At 71.7% G+C, this 17,336-nt stretch carries 10 protein-coding genes; 5 read left to right on the top strand and 5 right to left on the bottom strand.

The window, feature by feature from the left end; all coding sequences use genetic code 11:
* Nucleotides 1-3: 3 nt before the first annotated feature.
* From ABC766_RS21200 to ABC766_RS21180, 5 genes are all read right to left on the bottom strand, one after another.
* The gene (locus ABC766_RS21200; RefSeq protein WP_345819422.1) at nucleotides 4-957 is read right to left on the bottom strand and encodes a phosphatase PAP2 family protein; all 954 of its coding nucleotides are present in this window, start codon (nucleotides 955-957) and stop codon (nucleotides 4-6) included.
* Complete coding sequence (locus ABC766_RS21195) at nucleotides 947-2,086, bottom strand: acyltransferase (protein WP_345819421.1); 1,140 nt, start codon at nucleotides 2,084-2,086, stop codon at nucleotides 947-949. Before ABC766_RS21195 ends, ABC766_RS21200 begins: the two co-directional genes overlap by 11 nt.
* Before the next feature lie 140 nt (nucleotides 2,087-2,226).
* Complete coding sequence (locus ABC766_RS21190; RefSeq protein WP_043349987.1) at nucleotides 2,227-2,730, bottom strand: cupin domain-containing protein; 504 nt, start codon at nucleotides 2,728-2,730, stop codon at nucleotides 2,227-2,229.
* Between the two features lie 183 nt (nucleotides 2,731-2,913).
* Nucleotides 2,914-4,446, bottom strand: coding sequence for a glycosyltransferase family 2 protein (locus tag ABC766_RS21185; protein ID WP_345819420.1), 1,533 nt, complete (start codon nucleotides 4,444-4,446; stop codon nucleotides 2,914-2,916).
* Nucleotides 4,447-4,465: 19 nt separating this feature from the next.
* Nucleotides 4,466-7,612: a rhamnan synthesis F family protein gene (locus ABC766_RS21180; RefSeq protein WP_345819419.1), complete on the bottom strand. Its 3,147-nt coding sequence runs from the start codon at nucleotides 7,610-7,612 to the stop codon at nucleotides 4,466-4,468.
* A 356-nt stretch (nucleotides 7,613-7,968) separates the two neighbouring features.
* Here ABC766_RS21180 and ABC766_RS21175 point away from each other — a divergent pair, with 356 nt between their 5' ends.
* From ABC766_RS21175 to ABC766_RS21155, 5 genes are all read left to right on the top strand, one after another.
* Nucleotides 7,969-8,973: an AAA family ATPase gene (locus ABC766_RS21175; RefSeq protein WP_043381190.1), complete on the top strand. Its 1,005-nt coding sequence runs from the start codon at nucleotides 7,969-7,971 to the stop codon at nucleotides 8,971-8,973.
* A 103-nt stretch (nucleotides 8,974-9,076) separates the two neighbouring features.
* Complete coding sequence (locus tag ABC766_RS21170; protein WP_342144744.1) at nucleotides 9,077-9,988, top strand: DUF58 domain-containing protein; 912 nt, start codon at nucleotides 9,077-9,079, stop codon at nucleotides 9,986-9,988.
* A gap of 7 nt (nucleotides 9,989-9,995) precedes the next feature.
* Complete coding sequence (locus tag ABC766_RS21165; RefSeq protein ID WP_345819418.1) at nucleotides 9,996-12,839, top strand: DUF4159 domain-containing protein; 2,844 nt, start codon at nucleotides 9,996-9,998, stop codon at nucleotides 12,837-12,839.
* 337 nt (nucleotides 12,840-13,176) lie between these two features.
* Complete coding sequence (locus ABC766_RS21160; RefSeq protein WP_075380784.1) at nucleotides 13,177-15,261, top strand: hypothetical protein; 2,085 nt, start codon at nucleotides 13,177-13,179, stop codon at nucleotides 15,259-15,261.
* Nucleotides 15,262-15,411: 150 nt separating this feature from the next.
* The gene (locus ABC766_RS21155; protein WP_345819417.1) at nucleotides 15,412-17,325 is read left to right on the top strand and encodes an extracellular solute-binding protein; all 1,914 of its coding nucleotides are present in this window, start codon (nucleotides 15,412-15,414) and stop codon (nucleotides 17,323-17,325) included.
* Nucleotides 17,326-17,336 lie beyond the last annotated feature (11 nt).

Genomic DNA, 17,336 nt, shown 5'->3' with positions numbered 1-17,336 from the left:
GCGTCAGGCCCGCTCCGGAGCGGGACCGGACCCGGAGACGAGCGGGCGGTCGGCCTCCGGGGCCCGCCTCCCCCCGAGTGCCCGCGCGGCACAGATCGCCAGGGCGGCGACGACCAGTCCGGCGATCACGTCGACGAAGTAGTGGCCCCCGTCGATCGGCGTGGCGGCGATGAGAAGGGCGTTGACGAGGAGGGCCGGGAACCGCGCCGCGCGCACGCTCCAGAAGGCCCAGATGTAGAGGCCGCCCAAAGCCGCGTGGAAGCTCGGAAACGTGATGATGCCCTCGACACGATCGAGGGAGATCGTCCGGAGCGTGCCGTCGCGCAGGCCGGTCAGATCCGCGACATGGACGTCGGCCGCGGCCGGCTCCAGCTGGGGGAAGTCTGCCGGAGACAGTCCCAGGAACTCGAAGTTCGCCATAGCTGGCGTCAGCGCCGAGATGAGGACCGTCACGGTCCCGGCAATGACGAAGGCGAGGACGAAATCCTGCAGGGCCCGCAACCGGCCGCTGAAGCCCAGCAGGATGACCGCCAGCATGGTCTGCAGGATCAGGCTGCGATAGGCGAGCGAGAGCACCAGCCCGAGCCGCGGATGGCCGTCCACGAAGGCGAGGTAGGTGCGCCAGTCCAGACCGAGCCGCTGGTCCCAGGCGTAAAAGGTCGCGTCCCAGAGCGGCCCGCCGGTACTCGCCACGGCGTAGGACAGGGCGGCCGCGCAGGCGCTGAAGGCGATGACCTGCGCCAGGCCGTCGAGCGTGGCTGCGATGCGCGGTTCGGGACGGCGCGTGCGATAGACCAGCGCTAGGGCTTCGAGGCCCAGGCAGGCGCCGAGGGTGACGAGCGCGCTGTCCCAGGCGAAGCGCAGCCCGGCGATCGCCATCCAGATGCCGGTCGCGACCAGCATGGCGGCGATCAAAGGCCAGCTGCCGACGCCGCCGCGGGGGCGCTCAGCGAACATCGGGGCCGATCGCGTGTGGCGCTGTCATCGAAGGTCTTGAGGCCGGACTGGCCGGGGATGGTCCCGCACAAGTCTTAAGGATCCGCATCGGAAAAGCCCGGCTTCGCCGCTTCGATCCGGGCGCGTCGATCCGAGCCCGCAGGCGCCATCGGCCGGCCAGCCCGTCGACCACGCCCTCGGCGCCCCTGCGGACGGCCCGGATCGGCCCTCGCAGCGACAGGGCCGCCAGCAGGTGCAGCGGCAGACCGACGGCGGCCAGCAGCACCAGAAGACCCCACCTGTCCCAGTCCGGACGATACGGCGCCAGGAGCAGGAAGGCGCCGCTGACGATGTAGAGATCGAAGCTCGTCCGCCCCAGGAAGGCCGCCACCGCACGCGGCGGACCGCGCAGCCGGCCCGCGACCGCCAGCATGAACCCGCAGCCCGCCACGGCCGTGACCGCGAAGACCGCCGGGTTGCCGTACTGCCCCGTCGCGACATGGACGAAGTTCCGCGGCGCGCAGAGGAGGAGCACGGCCAGACCGCAGACGCCGAGCAGCGCGGACGCGTCGAACGCGCGCCGGCCGAGCCGCCGGCCCGCGACGTAGAACGGCAGGGCGCCGAGGAGCGCGTGGATCTGCCAGAACGGGAAGGCCTGCGCGCTGCAGATCCAGGACACGGCCAGGGCGCCGCCCAGAACGACCCAATAGGCATGGGGAAAGGTCAGGGCGAGCGCGGCGGCGTAGACCACCCGCACCAGCCCCAGGGCGACCAGGAACCAGAGCACGCTCAGGCTGAGGTCACGGGCGCGCAGCATGTCGAGGAGTGCGCTCCCCGGCGAAACGGTGCCGTCGAGAAGCGGCGGGATCAACGCGAGGGTGCTGAACGCCAGCGCCGTGAGGACGAACTTCAGGGCGGAGAGGCTCGCCGCGGCGATATCCTCATCCCCCCTGACCCGGTCGACCATCCCGCAGAGCAGGAAGAAGAACGGCATGTGGAAGGCGTAGATGACCCGCCAGACCGCGAGGGCGGGCCCCGGGTTGGGCCCCGACGGGCCGTAGAAGACGGGCTGCAGGAGGTGGCCGAAGAGGACCAGCAGCACGGCGAGGCCGCGCGCGGCGTCGAGCTGCGTGTCGCGGTGTCGGGCCATGAGATCGGTTCGCGGCATCGGGAACCGGATGATGCCGCGCCATGCTTTAGCAAGCCGTATCACCCGCTTGCGGAATCCACCCTCGACGGCGCCCGCGCAGCGCCGCGCGTCGGGACGCACCGGCGGGCCGCGCCTTGATCTCAGCCGGTGACGAGGGCGCGGGCCCGGCGCAGCCAGCGCAGGGACGCCTCGATCAGGGTGGGGCTGCGATGCTTGAGGATGGCCGATTTCAGCAGCGTCCGGGGCACCTCCCAGAGCTGGACGGATCCCACGGGGAAATGCGCCACGTCGCCCGGCGTCAGGTGATGGCGCCGGCCATCCGCGTCGGTGATGAAGACCTCGCCGTCGAGGATGGTGACGATCTCGTCGGCGTGGTGGGTCCAGCGGAACGTGCTGGCCGTGGTGCGCCACAGGTAGACCTGCGCGCTCCCATCGTGGGTCTGCGCGACTTCCGCGACCTCGGTGACCGGATCGCCCGCGACGACCCAGTGCGCCGGGATCGGCGCCGGGGCAAAGGCGGCCCCGCCGGGCCGGATCGCCGTGCTGGCGACGGGACGCCCCTGCTCGTGCAGCCGGATCTCGGCGAAGGCGCCGGCGCCGACCAGAACCGGCAGGATGGCGGCGGCGACGAGAAACTTCTTCACGCTCAGCTCCGCACCTCGGCGCGCGGCCCGCTTTCAGGCGAAGACAAGACTATCCGCGCATTGCCCGCGCATGGGTAGCGGCTCGGGCGACCCTGTTCCAGCACAGCCCCAAGATCTTCTTGGGTCGTCCTTAATGCGCCCGCGCCGGAGCGGATGCGGCCCGGGCCGCCCGTGCGATCCGGCTCAGGCCGCGTCGGCCCGGCGCTCCGTGATCCAGCGCGTCGCGTCGGCCCGCGGGGCGACGACATCGGTGTCGATGCGCAGTTGCGGGCTGTAGGCCGGATCCTCCGCGATGACGTCACCCCAGCGGCGCAGGAAGCGCGCGATCTGCGAGCCCGGCGCGAAGCTGGTCTGCCGCGAGGCGCTCTCGTGATGCGCCATCTCGGCGAACGGCGTGTAGACGATGCGGTAGCCGAGCTGCCGCATCTTCAGGCACAGGTCGACGTCGTTGAAGTCGAGGGCGAAGGCTTCGTCGAAGCCGTTCACGGCCTCTAGCACCGCCTTGCGGGTGGCGAAGAGCGCGCCGGTCACCGCCGAGCAATCGCGCTGCGTCAGGGCCCAGTCGCCGTAGGTCGGCTCGGCCGCGTCCCGGTTGTACCAGGGGTGGGCGAACACGTCGAAGATGCCGCCGGTCATGCCGGCATGCTGGATCTTGCCCGTGGGAAACAGCAGCCGGCCGCCGACCCCGCCGACGCCGCGGTCCAGCGCGAAGGCCAGGAGCGCCTCGATCCAGCCGGGCCGGCGCACGACGAGATCGTCGTTCATCAGGATGACCAGATCCGTCTCGGCCGCGCGCCAGAGCGTGTTCATCTTGGCCGCGTAGTTGAACCGCTCCCCCGGAGCCCGGGTGGTCAGCAGGCGGGTCACGGCGAACCGGTCGGAGCGCCCGCGATAGATCGCGTCGTCGGCCACGTCGTCGCCGATCAGCACGCGGATCCTGTCGGCCGGGTAGGTGCTGCGGCCGAGGCTGTCGAGCAGGTTGATCACATGCGGCTTGGCGCCCTCCACGACGCGGCCCTGATCGTCCTTCGGGCGGCTCTGGTTGGTCGGCACCACCAGGGTCACGCCGGGCCGCGCGTCGAAAGTCCGGCGGATCTCCAGCGTGTCCGCGGTCAGCCCGGGGGCGGCGCGCAGGGGCATGCCGGACGCGTCGAACCACCGGTCGAGGGCGTGGGCGCGGGCCGTACGCGTCGCCTTCGGGCGTTGCAGCGGCGAGGCGATCAGCGTTTGGGGGATCCGGTCGATCCCGATCCCGGCGGAGATCGCGCCGAGCAGGACGCGGAACCACGCGGCGCTGCCGTGGCGCTTCCCGAAATCCAGGCTCAGACCGGCCAGGGCCGAGACCCGGATGAGGAGCGGGAAGCCGATATAATCGTCGGCCATGAGGAGGGCCGGGTTGAAGGTCGGCTTGCAATGGACGCTGCGGACCTGACCCGCGCCGTCCACCACGGCGTCGTCGCCGTAGAAGATGCCGATATCGGGCCGCTCGGCCATCGCGCGCGTGAGATGCGCCACGAGGTCGGGGCACAGCTCGGAGGCTGCGGGAGCCACGAACACGGCCCGGCAGGCGGGCATCTGACCGGCCGCGATCTGGCCGAGCCGGCGCTCGTCGAGGGGACGGACCTGCGCGTCGAGGGGCAGCGGCAGGATCGCGTCCGGCCACGGGAGCGTGCCCCACGAGGCCGACGGGGCCGGAACCGGCTTCTTCTTCAACACGGGTCGCGTCTCCGGGGAATCAGGACCGTTCGGCGGCGAGCAGGCGGGTCAGGCTCGCCTCCATAGCGGTCGCCACCGCGCCGATGGACAGCCGCTCGCGGATGCGCGCCCTTGCGGCGGCGCCGATCCGGGCCGCGTCGCCGCCGGTCACCGCCCGGGCCGCGTCGTTGAGGGCCCGGGTGAGGTCCGCCTCGTCCACCTGGCCCCATTCGGCGCCGCGCAGATACGGGCCGTAGGTCTGGTCGAGGGCCGTGACCTCCGCCTTCACGGGGAAGCCGCAGGTGGCGTCGAGGAAGTCGCGGCAGCCGCCGTAATCGGTGGCGACCACGACCTTGCCCATCTCCATCGCCTCGGCGATCGTCAGGCCGAAGCCCTCCGAGGAGTGCGACGAGGCGTAGACCGCGCAGAGGTCGAACAGTGCGCCGAGCTCGTTCTGGGAGAGCGGCTGGTCGATCACCACCACGTCGCCCGCCGTTCCGACGAGGTCGAGGAGCTTCTTGCCCTCCTCGGGCAGGTCGAAGACGTGCTTGGTCTTCAGCACCAGTTGCCAGCCCGCCTGCCCGAGCCCGGCCGCCCGGAAGGCCCGGATCAGGGCGTGCGGGTTCTTGCGGGCGAGATAGCTCGAGCCGTCGAAGGCGTAGAGGATCACCCGCTTGGACGGGTCGATGGCGAAGGCCTTGCGCAGGTTCGCCTTGGCGGCGGCGCTCGCCGGCTCGCCGGCCTCGTTCTCGACCACGTAGGGCACGACGTCGACCGGGATGTCGGTGATCTGCCGGAAGATCGCCGCGCAGAACTCCGTGGGGGCCCAGATCGCGTCGAGGCCGTCGACGGTGGGCAGCCAGCCGCCGGGCACGTGGGAGGTCTCCCAGACGAACAGCCCGATCTTCAGCCGCGCCGCCGCGGCGATCGCCCGCTGCCGGTCGCTCATCAGCGAGTGCCAGCTGTCGCCGTTGAAGTGCACCAGCGCGACGTCCGCGGGCCCCGAGAAGGTCCGGGCCTGCCACGCGGGCGCCACCCGGGCATGGACGTGGAACGGCCGCTCCATCGGGTGGACGTTCAGCGCGAAGGGCGCGCGGTGCAGGGCGCGGGCGTAGCTGCGGGCCGCGACGCCGAGCCCGTTGGCGTAGTTCATCGGCGAGACGAAGGCGACGCGCAGCGGCCGCTCCGGCGCCTGGGGCTTGCGCAGGTCCGCCCAGACCCTGCCGCCCGGATACGTGTAGGTCACGTCGAGCCGATCGAGGTCGAAGCCGCGCTCGGCGATCGCCTCGCGCACCGCCGCCCCGCCGATCGCGGCGTGCTCGCCAAGCAGCGAGCGCTTCACGAACGGGAAGCCCTGGGCCAGCATGTTCTCCCAGTCGAACAGGGTGCGGTTGTTGCGCGGGTCGTTGACCAGCGACATGTGCTTGTTCTGGGCCGAGAACAGGCTGCGCATGCCGAGGCCGGCGGCGCGCATCCGTCCCGAGAAGGTCAGCTCGCACTCGGTGATCACCGCGTTCTTGTCCGGCCAGTTCGCCACGGCCTGGAGGAACTGGCTGAACGCGTAGGAGGACAGGCAGCGCTTCTTCAGGGCCAGGAAGAAGCTCTGGAGGTGGTGGCTGTAGTAGAAATTGTCGGCGAGCCCGATCACCGCCTCCGGGAAGGCGTCGATCTTGGTGAGCAGGCCGGCGAAGTCGGCGCGGTCGAGGGGCCCGACGAGGCTGTCGTTGGCGAGGTAGAGCGTCTCGGAATCGAGGAGATCGGTGTCCTCCAGGAGGACATGCGCCCAGGCGGCGAAGTCGAAGCCGCGGTTCTCGCGGAGATAGACGGAGGCGCAGAGATCCAGGATCGCCTGGGGCACGGCGTTCTTGTGCTGGTCGGCGGCGATGATCAGGACGAGGTCGGTCCCGTTCTCCGCGAAGGCCCTCAAGTAGGGCTCGACATGGCCGCGGATCCGCCCCTCGGGGCAGTGGGTGATGAACAGGGCCGTGCGGCCGTGCCGGCGGGCCGTGCGCTTCAGGCAGGAGAGGCGCGCGTCGGAGGCTTCCGGCACAGCGGCGCCGGGGACGCGGCGGGTCAGGCGGCCGGCCTCCAGGCCGGTGGTGACGTAGTCGACCAGCGGGTTGAGGCCCAGCGCGGCGACCTTCGGGTAGCGGGCGCGGTACCAGGGCGCGTCGAAGCGCGGCGACGGGCTCGTCGTGCGCCCGCCATCGGCGAGGAAATGCGCCAGCGGGTTCTGCCCGGCCGCGTCGTCGGCCGCGCGGGTCGCCAAGTAGGTCTCGGCGTACCAGCGCGTGTCGAACCAGGGCCCGGGATCGAGCCCCTCGGCGGCGCCGTGCTCCAGGTAGTGGACCAGGGGGTTGAGGCTGTCGGCCCGGACCGCGGCGGATTGCGCCGCGTACCAGTCGGGATCGAACAGCGGATGGGGCGCGTAGCGGCGGTAGCCGCCGGCCATCACGTAGTGCTCCAGCGGCTCGAGCCCGCTGGTCTCCGCCTCGGGGCAGCGCGCCCGGTAGAACGCCGCGTCGAACAGGCCCGACCGGCGGATCAGGTCGACATGCCGGGACAGGCCGGCGAACTCCTCCGGGTTGCGCAGGTAGCCCTGCTTCCGGCCGGTCTCGAAGAAGTGGCTGAGGGCGTTGCCGCCGGCCGCGCGGGCATCCGGGTAGCGGGACAGGTACCAGGCGGTGTCGAACAGCGGCGACGGGTCGGTGTCGGACCGGGACAGGAAATCGGAGAACGCCCGGGCGCGGTGCTCGGCGCCGCCGAGATAGTGCTCCGCGTACCAGTCCGGATCGAACAGGGGGTTGGGCCGGAGACCCGCCGCGGCGCCGCGGTCGATATAGTGGAGCAGCGGGTTGATGCCCTCGGCCCGGAGGCCGGGAACGGAATCGAGGTAGAGATCGCCGTGGAACAGCGGGTGCGGCCAGCGGCCCTCGCGGCCGCCATGGACCGCGTAGTGGAGCGCGGGATCGAGTCCCTCGCCGACGACGTCGGGATAGCGCCGCGCGTACCAGGCCGGATCGAACAGGCCGGATTCCTTGACCGCGCGGACGAGGTCCGCCTGACGGGGCTCGCTGCGGCGGCGGCGCTTCAGGCGCCGGGTCAGCGGGCGCGCGAGAAATTGCGCCGCACCGGCGAGGCCGGCCTTCTCCGACGATCCGACGACGAACACATCTCGAAGGCGCATGGTCAGGTCCGGATACGCGGGAAGCCCGCAAAGCTGCCCACGCCGCGATCCGCGAGAGACATCAGAGGGTTCGGCCGGCCCGGCGGTCGCGGGTGAGGACCACCCCGGCTTGGGCGCCTTCCTAAAGGTCCGGGTCGCCCACGCCAAGACCTGCGCCCGGGGAGGCGGTTTCGCTTCGGGTTGTGGTGTCGGGTCCACGCTGCGATAGCGGCGCCGCGGACCGAAGCATCCGGGCAAAATCGTGCGACGATGGCGTGCGGCGATCCCGACCTTGCCAGCCCGGCACCAGAAGCCCCACACTTGTCGGAATGGCCAGAGGGGTCCCGCGGGGCTCCGGACAGGAGATGGATAGCGGCATGACGCAGGGGATCAGCCCGGCCACGACCCTCGACGACGGCATCGTGGCGACCGCGGAGAGCTGCCTCGCTGCCGTCGGCGCGGCCCGCGAGGCGATCCACGGGGTGATCTTCGGCCAGGAGAAGGTCGTCGATCTCGCCCTCGTGACCATCCTGGCCGGCGGCCACGGGCTGCTGGTGGGCCTGCCGGGGCTGGCCAAGACCAAGCTCGTGGAGACGCTCGGCACCGTGCTGGGCCTCGACGCGCGGCGCGTGCAGTTCACCCCGGACCTGATGCCCTCCGACATCCTCGGCACCGAGATCCTGGAGGAGGATGCCGAGCGTCGCCGCGCCTTCCGGTTCGTGCAGGGGCCGGTCTTCACGCAGCTCCTGATGGCCGACGAGATCAACCGGGCGAGCCCGCGCACGCAGTCGGCCCTGCTCCAGGCCATGCAGGAGGGCCACGTCTCGGTGGCGGGCGCCCGCCACGACCTGCCGCGGCCGTTCCACGTGCTGGCGACCCAGAACCCGATCGAGCAGGAGGGCACCTACCCCCTGCCCGAGGCACAGCTCGACCGCTTCCTTCTCGAGATCGACGTCGGCTATCCCGACCGTGCCGCCGAGCGGCGGATCCTGATCGAGACCACCGGCGTCGACGAGGCGCGGCCGCGCGCGGTGATGTCCACCGAGCAGCTGCTCACCGCCCAGCGCCTCGTGCGCCGGCTGCCGGTGGGGGAGGCCGTGGTCGAGGCGATCCTCGACCTCGTCCGCGCGGCCCGGCCGGATAGCGGCGACGCCCTGGTGAAGGACAAGCTCCTCTGGGGGCCGGGCCCCCGCGCCAGCCAGGCCCTGACGCTCGCCGCCCGCGCCCGGGCCCTGATCGAGGGCCGGGTCGCGCCCTCCGTGGCCGACGTGAAGGCGCTGGCCGAGCCGGTGCTCAAGCACCGCATGGCGCTGAGCTACACCGCCCGCGCCGACGGCGAGACCATCGAGGGCCTGATCGCCAAGCTTGCGGAGAAGCTCTGAGCCTTCGGCAGTATCGAGTGAGGCGGATGCCGGCGAACGTGAAGAACATGCGTGGTCCAAAGCCGTCGTCAGCGCGGAACCCAGCCGAAGGACTGCGCTGACGATGGTGGCGACGAACGCCCTCGATGCGGGCAGGCGCAGCCCCGGCCGGCGCGAGAGCGAGGGCGCGGCCGCCCTCTCCGACAAGATGCCCCGCCTCGTCCTGGAGGCGCGGCGCGTGTCGAGCCTGCTCGCCCACGGCCTCCACGGCCGCCGCCGGGCCGGGCCGGGCGAAAGCTTCTGGCAGTTCCGCCCCTTCGTCACCGGAGAGGCCGCCGCCCGGGTCGACTGGCGCCGCTCGGCCCGGGACGACCGGCTCTACGTGCGCGAACGGGAATGGGAGGCCGCCCACAACATCTGGCTGTGGATCGACCGCTCGGCCTCGATGGGCTTCGTTTCGGATCTCGCGTCGGCGTCCAAGATCGAGCGGGCTCTGGTCCTCGGTCTGGCCCTGGCGGACGCCTTCGTCGAAGGCGGCGAGCGGGTGGGCCTCCTCGGGCTGACCCGTGCAAGCGCGTCGCGGGGGATCGTCGAGCGTCTCGCCCAGGCGCTGGTGGCCGACCCAGCGGGCCTCGCCCAGGACCTGCCGCCCCGGGCCAATCCCGCCCGCTTCGACGAGGTGGTGCTCATCGGCGACTTTCTGACCGCGCCGGACCGGATCGCCGCCGCCGTGCAGAACCTCGCCGGCCGCGGCAGCCGCGGCCATCTCCTGATGGTGGTGGACCCGATCGAGGAGACCTTCCCCTTCACCGGGCAGGCGGTCCTGCACGATCTGGAGGGCGGACTCAGCCTCGATATCGGCGACGCCGATGCCTGGGGCGCGCGTTACCGCGCCCGGATCGCCGAGCACCGGGCCGCCCTTGCGGCGATCACCCGCGGCCAGGGCTGGACGCTGACGATCCATCGGACGGACCGGCCGGCGAGCGAGGCGGCCCTGCGGCTCGCCACGCTGATCGCCGCCCGCGGCACGGAGTGAGGTGGCCATGCTGGGTCTGACCTTCGCCGCCCCGCTGGCGCTCGCCGCCCTGATCGGCCTGCCGGCCCTGTGGTTCCTGCTGCGGGTGACCCCGCCGCGCCCGCGGCGGATCAATTTCCCGCCACTGAAGCTCGTCGCGGACCTGATGCCGCAGCGGCAGACCCCGGCGCGGACGCCGCCCTGGCTGCTGATCCTCCGGCTTCTGATCGCCGCCGCCCTGATCCTGGCGGTGGCCGGCCCGGTCTGGAATGCCGGGGGCATCGGGGCCGGAGGCGGCCGCAGCGCCCTCCTCGTGCTCCTCGACAACGGCTTCCCCGCCGCCCACGACTGGCGCGACCGGCTGCGCGTCGCCACCGACGCCGTGGAGGGCGCGGCCCGTGACGGCCGTCCGGTGGCGGTGATCGGGCTCGCCGACGCGCCATCGGCCTTCGAGGCGAAGACGCCGGCCGCCGCCCTGGAGCGTCTGCGCGCCCTGGCGCCGCGCCCGATCCTCCCCGCCCGCGACGCGCATCTCGCCACGATCGAGACGTTCCTGGACAAGAACCGGGGTGCCGCCCTGGACAAGAACCGGGGTGCCGCCCTCGTCTGGATCAGCGACGGCGTCGCCGGCGCGAACGATACGCGCTTCGCAAAGGGTCTCGCCGATCTCGCCGGCGACAAGGGCGCCGCCCTCACGGTGCTGCGCGCCGACAGGCCGCCGGTCCTGGCCCTCACCGCCACCGAGAACGCCGGCAAGCTCGTCACGCACGCCCTTCGGGCCGCGCCGAACGGGCGCGATACCGGTTTGATCCGGGCGCTCGACCAGAAGGGCCTGCCGCTCGCCGAGCGCGACTTCGCCTTCGCGGCCGACGCCACCGAGGCGGACGCCACCTTCGAGCTGCCGGTGGAGCTGCGCAACAGCATCAGCCGGCTTGAGATCGCGGGCGAGCGCTCGGCCGGCGCGGTGGTGCTGCAGGACGAGCGCGGCAAGCGGCGCCGGGTCGGCCTCGTCTTCGGCGGCACCCTCGACCAGGCACAGCCCCTGCTGGCGCCGACCTACTACCTGTCCCGGGCGCTCCAGCCCTTCGCGGACGTTCAGGAGCCGCGGGGCGCCAAGGGGATCGCCGAGTCGATCAACCAGCTCCTCGACAATCAGGTCTCGGTCCTCGTTCTGGCCGATGTCGGCGCGCTGGACGAGAAGACCACCGCCCGGATCGAGAGCTTCGTGAAGGAGGGCGGGATGCTGCTGCGCTTCGCCGGCCCGCGGCTCGCTGCCGGCAACGATCCGCTGGTGCCGGTGCGGTTGCGCCGGGGCGGCCGGACGCTCGGCGGCACCCTCTCGTGGGACAGCCCCAAGACCTTGGCGCCGTTCCCGCCCGAAAGCCCCTTCGCGGGCCTGACGCCGCCGGCCGATATCGGCGTGCGCCGCCAGATCCTGGCCGAGCCGGACGGCGACCTGCCGAACCGGACCTGGGCCTCCCTTCAGGACGGCACCCCGATCGTCACCGCGCAGAAGCGCGGCCAGGGCACGATCGTGCTGTTCCACGTCACCGCCGACACGACGTGGTCGAACCTTCCACTCTCGGGCCTGTTCATCGACATGCTCCGGCGCGTCGTGGCGTTGGCTGGCGCCTCGGCACCGGTGCAGGGGGATCCTTCCCGGGCCACCGCGCCGGTTCTCGCCCCGCGGGTGACCCTCGACGGGTTCGGCGCATTGGGCTCGCCGCCGGCCTCGGCCACCGCGGTGTCGGCCGACTACGCCGACCGGGCGACCCTTGAGCATCCGCCGGGCTTCTACGGCCCGCCGGACGGAGGCATCAGCGTGAACGCCCTGAAACCGGATGATCGGTTGAAGCCCCTCGACGCCGCAGCCCTCGACGGCGCCCGGTTCGGATCCCTGGCGGGCGCCGAGACCCTGGACCTGCGACCGAGCCTGTTCACCCTGGCGCTGCTTCTGCTCGCCCTCGACACCCTGGCGGGCCTGTGGCTCGGCGGCTTCCTGCGTCGCGGCGGCCTGGCGGCTCGCCTCCGCGGGCGGCCGGCCGCTCTGGCTCTCGGCGCCCTGCTCCTGCTCGCCGCCCTGCCAGTGCGCCCTGCCCAGGCCGAAGAGCCGCCGGCCAACCGGCCGAACGGCGTCGAATCGGCACTGGTCACGCGCCTCGCCTACGTGATCACGGGCGACGCCGCCGTCGACGAGGCGAGCCGGACCGGCCTCACCGGGCTGACCCAGATGCTCGCCGCGCGCTCCGCCCTGGAGCCGGGTGAGCCCGCCGGCATCGATCCGGCCAAGGACGAGTTGGCCTTCTACCCGCTGATCTACTGGCCGATCGCCCCGAACCGGCCGCAGCCCTCGGACGTGGCGATCCGCAAGATCGACGCGTTCATGCGCAACGGCGGGACCGTCCTATTCGACACCCGGGACGGGCTCACCGCCCGGCCCGGCGGTCCGCCCACCCCGGAGGCCGCGTATCTCCGCAAGATGCTGGCGACACTCGAGGTCCCGGAGCTGGAGCCGGTGCCCCTCGACCACGTGCTGACCAAGGCGTTCTACTTGGTGGACAGCTTTCCGGGTCGCTACGCCACCGGCCAGACCTGGGTGGAGGCTCTGCCACCGGCCGCCGATGGCGTCGAACGCCGTCCCGCCCGGGCCGGCGACGGCGTGAGCCCGATCATCATCACGAGCAACGACCTCGCCGCCGCCTGGGCGGTGGGGCGTCGGGGCGAGCCGCTCTATCCCGTCGTGGGCGGTGACCAGCGCCAGCGCGAGATGGCGTTCCGGGGCGGCGTGAACATCGTGATGTACACGCTCACCGGCAACTACAAGGCCGACCAGGTCCACGTGCCCGCGCTGCTGGAGCGGCTGGGGCAGTGATGATGGGTTCGGACACGCGGCGCGAGGCCGCATCCTCTCCTCACGCAGCGCGCCTGCAGATCCGAAGCGCGCGCGCGGCGCCGCGTCGGCGGGACGGGGCGCTGGTCCCCTCTCCCGTGCGGGAGAGGGACAGGGTGAGGGGCGAGAACTTCCAGAATGAGGCGCCCTCTGCCGGGGCGTCGCCGATGTGCTCGGGACTGAAACGTCGTATCCCTCACCCCAACCCTCTCCCGCACGGGAGAGGGAGCCCGTCGCGCCTGGCCGAACCGCTGCGTGAGCGTGGCGGTGCGAGGAATGAGGTGAGGCCTCGCCTCACGGATCCGGAGTGCTCCGCCCCATGCTGAGCCTCAGCTTCACCCCCCTCCTCCCCTGGCCGGCGATCGCCGTCCTGGGCGTCATCGTCGTCGTCCTGGCGGTGTTCGCCGTCCTGGCCCGGGGCCGGACCGCTCTGCTGCGCGTGCTCGTCCTCGCTCTCGTTCTGGCAGCGCTCACCAACCCGGCGCTGGTGCGCGAGGACCGGGAGCCCGTGAAGGACGTCGCCGCCATCGTGGTCGACCGGTCCGGATCCCAGGCCCTGGGCGACCGGCCGCAGATGACCGACGCGGTCCGTGCCGAGCTGCAGCGCCGGTTCGGTGCGCTCACCGACATCGAGCCCCGCTTCATCGACGTGCCGGATTCCAAGGACGGCGATGACGGCACCAAGCTGTTCACGGCCCTGAGCCAGGCCCTCGCCGACGTGCCGCCGGAACGCCTGGCCGGGATCGTGATGCTCACCGACGGCGTGGTGCACGACATCCCCGCCTCCCTGGCGCAGCTCGGCATCAAGGCGCCGCTTCACGTCCTCGTCACCGGTCATCCGGACGAGCGCGACCGGCAGATCAAGCTCCTGGAGGCGCCCCGCTTCGGCATCGTCGGCAAGGATCTGACGATCCGCGCCGAGGTCATGGAGCGCGGCGGGACCGGCCACGCCGTCGTCACGGTGCGCCGCGACGGCGAGGAGATCGGCCGGCGGGACGTCGCCACCGACAAGCCGTTCTCCCTCAACCTGCGCATCGAGCATGGCGGCCCGAACGTCGTCGAGATCGAGGTCGAGCCGCTGCCGGGCGAGCTGACCACGGTGAACAACCGCGCGGTCCTGCCCATCGAGGGGATCCGCGAGAAGCTCAGGGTGCTCCTCGTCTCCGGCGAGCCGCACCAGGGCGAGCGCACATGGCGCAACCTTCTGAAGTCGGACGCCAATGTCGACCTCGTCCACTTCACCATCCTGCGCCCTCCGGAGAAGCAGGACGGCACGCCGATCTCGGAACTCTCCCTGATCGCCTTCCCGACGCGCGAGCTGTTCGTTCAGAAGATCAAGGACTTCGACCTGATCATCTTCGACCGCTACGCCAATCAGAGCGTGCTGCCGCAGGCCTATTTCGACAACATCGTCCGCTACGTCCGCGAGGGCGGCGCACTCCTCATCGCGGCCGGGCCCGAATTCGCCGGACCGGCGAGCCTGGCGCGCACCCGGCTGGCCGGGATCCTGCCGGGCGACCCGGACGGGCGCGTGGTCGAGAAGCCCTACAAGGCGACGCCGACGCAGGTCGGCCAGCGCCACCCGGTGACCCGCGCCCTGCCGGGCTCGGATGCGAACCCGCCCGCCTGGGGCGACTGGCTGCGCATCGTGGAGGCGCGCACCCGCCCCGGCATCCAGCCGATCCTGTCGGGGGCCGAGGGGCTGCCGCTGCTCGCCCTCTCGCGCGAGGACAAGGGCCGGGTCGCCCTGCTCCTGTCCGACCACGCCTGGCTCTGGGCCCGGGGCTACCAGGAGGGCGGGCCGTATCTGGATCTGCTGCGCCGCCTCGGCCACTGGCTCATGAAGGAGCCGGCCCTGGAGGAGGAGGCGCTGCGCGCGCAGACCACCGGACGCGGCCGCGAGGTCCGGGTGGAGCGCCAGACCATGGCGGACCAGGCCGAGCCGGTCACCGTCACCGGTCCCACGGGCAAGGTGACGACCCTCACCTTGAAGCCCGGTGAACCGGGTCTGTTCACGGCGACCTTCGATGCGGAAACACTGGGGCTGCACACGCTGCGCTCGGGAAACCTCGTGGCCTTCGTCAGCGTCGGCCCGGCCAATCCGCGCGAACTCGCCGACGTGTTCAGCGACACCGAGCGCCTGAAGGCCGTGGCCGACGGATCGAGCGGCTCGGTGCGCCGGGTCGCCGAGGCCGGCGGCGGCATCCAGGTGCCGCGCCTCGCCCTGGTGCGCGGCGGCCGCCTCGCGGGCAGCGACTGGATCGGCTTCCGGCCGAGCGACAGCGCCAATATCCGCGGCGTCGAGGTCTATCCCCTGGCACTCGGCCTCGCGGCGCTGGCCGCCCTGGCGGCCGCCCTGCTCGCCATGTGGCTGGTCGAGGGCAGACGGGGCCGGGCGGCGTGACAGGCCTTCGGATGGGGAATGGCCGTCGCTCGCGCCGGGCGGCGTGCGGCCCCGCATGGTCGACGGATGGCGGCCCGCGTCCTATGACCCCCTGATATTTTCGAGTTGTCCGCGCCCGCGCGGGCCCGATGCAACGGAGACAGCCTGCCCGTGACAGCGCAGACCGTGACTGGACGCCTCCTCGCCGCGACGCTCCTCCTCGCCTGCCTCCAGCTCGTTCCGGCCCACGCGCAGGAACCGGTCGCGATGCCGTCGACGCCGGCCACCCTGCCGGCCGCCAACGGCCAGTGGACCCACGCGATCACGCTGATGGGCCAGCCGAAATACGGCCCCGACTTCAAGCATTTCGACTATGCCGACCCGGCCGCGCCCAAGGGCGGGATGGTCCGGTTCGGGGCCCAGGGCGGCTTCGACAATTTCAACATCGTCGTCGCCGGCCTGAAGGGCGACCTCGAGAACGGCATCCAGCAGATCTACGATTCGCTGATGACCGAGTCCTCGGACGAGCCGTTCACCTCCTACGGCCTGCTCGCCGAGGCTGTGCGGATCGCCCCCGATCTCGGCTCGGTCTCGTACCGGCTGCGCGAAAACGCCCGCTGGCACGACGGCAAGCCGATCACCCCCGAGGACGTGGTCTGGTCCTTCGACGTGCTGAAGGCCAACAGCCCGTTCTACGCCGCCTATTACCAGACCGTGGCCAAGGCCGCGGTGACCGGGCCGCGCGAGGTGACCTTCACCTTCACGGAGACCGGCAACCGCGAGCTGCCGCAGGTGATCGGGCAGCTGCGCGTCCTGCCCAAGCACTGGTGGACCGCCCAGGACGCCAACGGCAAGCCGCGCAGCGTCACCGAGACCACCCTGGAGCCGCCGCTCGGCTCGGGCCCCTACCGGCTCGCGAAGTTCGAGCCGGGCCGCACCACGACCTACACCCGCGTCCCCGACTACTGGGGCAAGGACCTGCCGGTGAATGCCGGGCGCTACAATTTCGACACCGAGCGCTACGAGTATTTCCGCGACGGCACCGTGCTGGTCGAGGCGCTGAAAGGCGATCTCTACGACTTCCGCGTGGAGAACATCGCCCGGAACTGGGCGACCGCCTACGAGGATTTCCCGGCTGTGAAGGAGGGGCGGCTCATCAAGGAGGCCTTCCCCGAGCGCGGCATGGGCATCATGCAGGCCTTCGCGTTCAACACCCGCCGGGACAAGTTCAAGGACCCGCGCGTCCGCCGGGCCTTCAACCTCGCGATGAACTACGAGGAGATGAACAAGGCCCTGTTCTACGGCCTGTACAAGCGCATCAACTCCTACTTCTTCGGCTCGGAACTCGCCTCATCGGGCCTGCCGGAGGGCGAGGAGAAGGCGATCCTCGAGAGCGTCCGGGACAAGGTCCCGCCTGCCGTCTTCACCGCGCCCTACGCCAACCCGGTCAACGACGGCCCGGAGGCGGTGCGCAAGAACCTGCGCGAGGCCGTCGGCCTGCTGCGCGAGGCCGGCTTCGAGCTGCGCGGCGGCAAGATGGTCAGCAAGGCGACCGGCGAGCCGCTGACCGTTGAGTTCCTGGAGTTCCAGAACACGTTCGAGCGCGTGATCCTGCCGTTCTCGGCGCAGTTGAAGCTGATCGGCATCGACGCCACCCTCCGGGTGATCGATCAGGCCCAATACCAGAACCGCATCCGCAACTTCGATTTCGATGTCACCACGACGTCGTGGGGCGAGTCGCTCTCGCCGGGCAACGAGCAGCGCGAGTACTGGGGCTCGGCGGCGGCCGACAAGCCCGGTTCGCGCAACCTGATCGGCATCAAGGATCCCGGCATCGACGCCCTGATCGAGAAGGTGATCTTCGCCAAGGACCGGCACACGGTGATCGCGGCGACGCGGGCCCTCGACCGCGTGCTCCTGGCGCATGATTACGTCGTCCCGCAATGGTCCTCCGACCAGCAGCGGACGCTGCGCTGGAACCGGTTCGGCCACCCGGCGATCCTGCCGCTCTATGCCAGCTCCGGCTTCCCGACGACGTGGTGGTACGACGAGAAGCTCGCGGCCAAGACCGGGGCGCCCCGTTGACGGGCGGTCCC

Source organism: Methylobacterium fujisawaense (genome assembly GCF_039619325.1).
In the GTDB taxonomy this organism is placed as follows: Bacteria; Pseudomonadota; Alphaproteobacteria; order Rhizobiales; family Beijerinckiaceae; genus Methylobacterium; species Methylobacterium fujisawaense.
Note: the sequence above shows the minus strand (reverse complement) of the source record. Positions and strands in the feature narration are given on the sequence as shown.

Coding starts and splice junctions, on each gene's coding strand:
- ABC766_RS21170 (WP_342144744.1), top strand. CDS start 9,077: ATGGTGGCGACGAACGCCCTCGATGCGGGCAGGCGCAGCCCCGGCCGG.
- ABC766_RS21180 (WP_345819419.1), bottom strand. CDS start 7,612: ATGCGCCTTCGAGATGTGTTCGTCGTCGGATCGTCGGAGAAGGCCGGC.
- ABC766_RS21195 (WP_345819421.1), bottom strand. CDS start 2,086: ATGGCCCGACACCGCGACACGCAGCTCGACGCCGCGCGCGGCCTCGCC.
- ABC766_RS21165 (WP_345819418.1), top strand. CDS start 9,996: ATGCTGGGTCTGACCTTCGCCGCCCCGCTGGCGCTCGCCGCCCTGATC.
- ABC766_RS21200 (WP_345819422.1), bottom strand. CDS start 957: ATGTTCGCTGAGCGCCCCCGCGGCGGCGTCGGCAGCTGGCCTTTGATC.
- ABC766_RS21160 (WP_075380784.1), top strand. CDS start 13,177: ATGCTGAGCCTCAGCTTCACCCCCCTCCTCCCCTGGCCGGCGATCGCC.
- ABC766_RS21175 (WP_043381190.1), top strand. CDS start 7,969: ATGACGCAGGGGATCAGCCCGGCCACGACCCTCGACGACGGCATCGTG.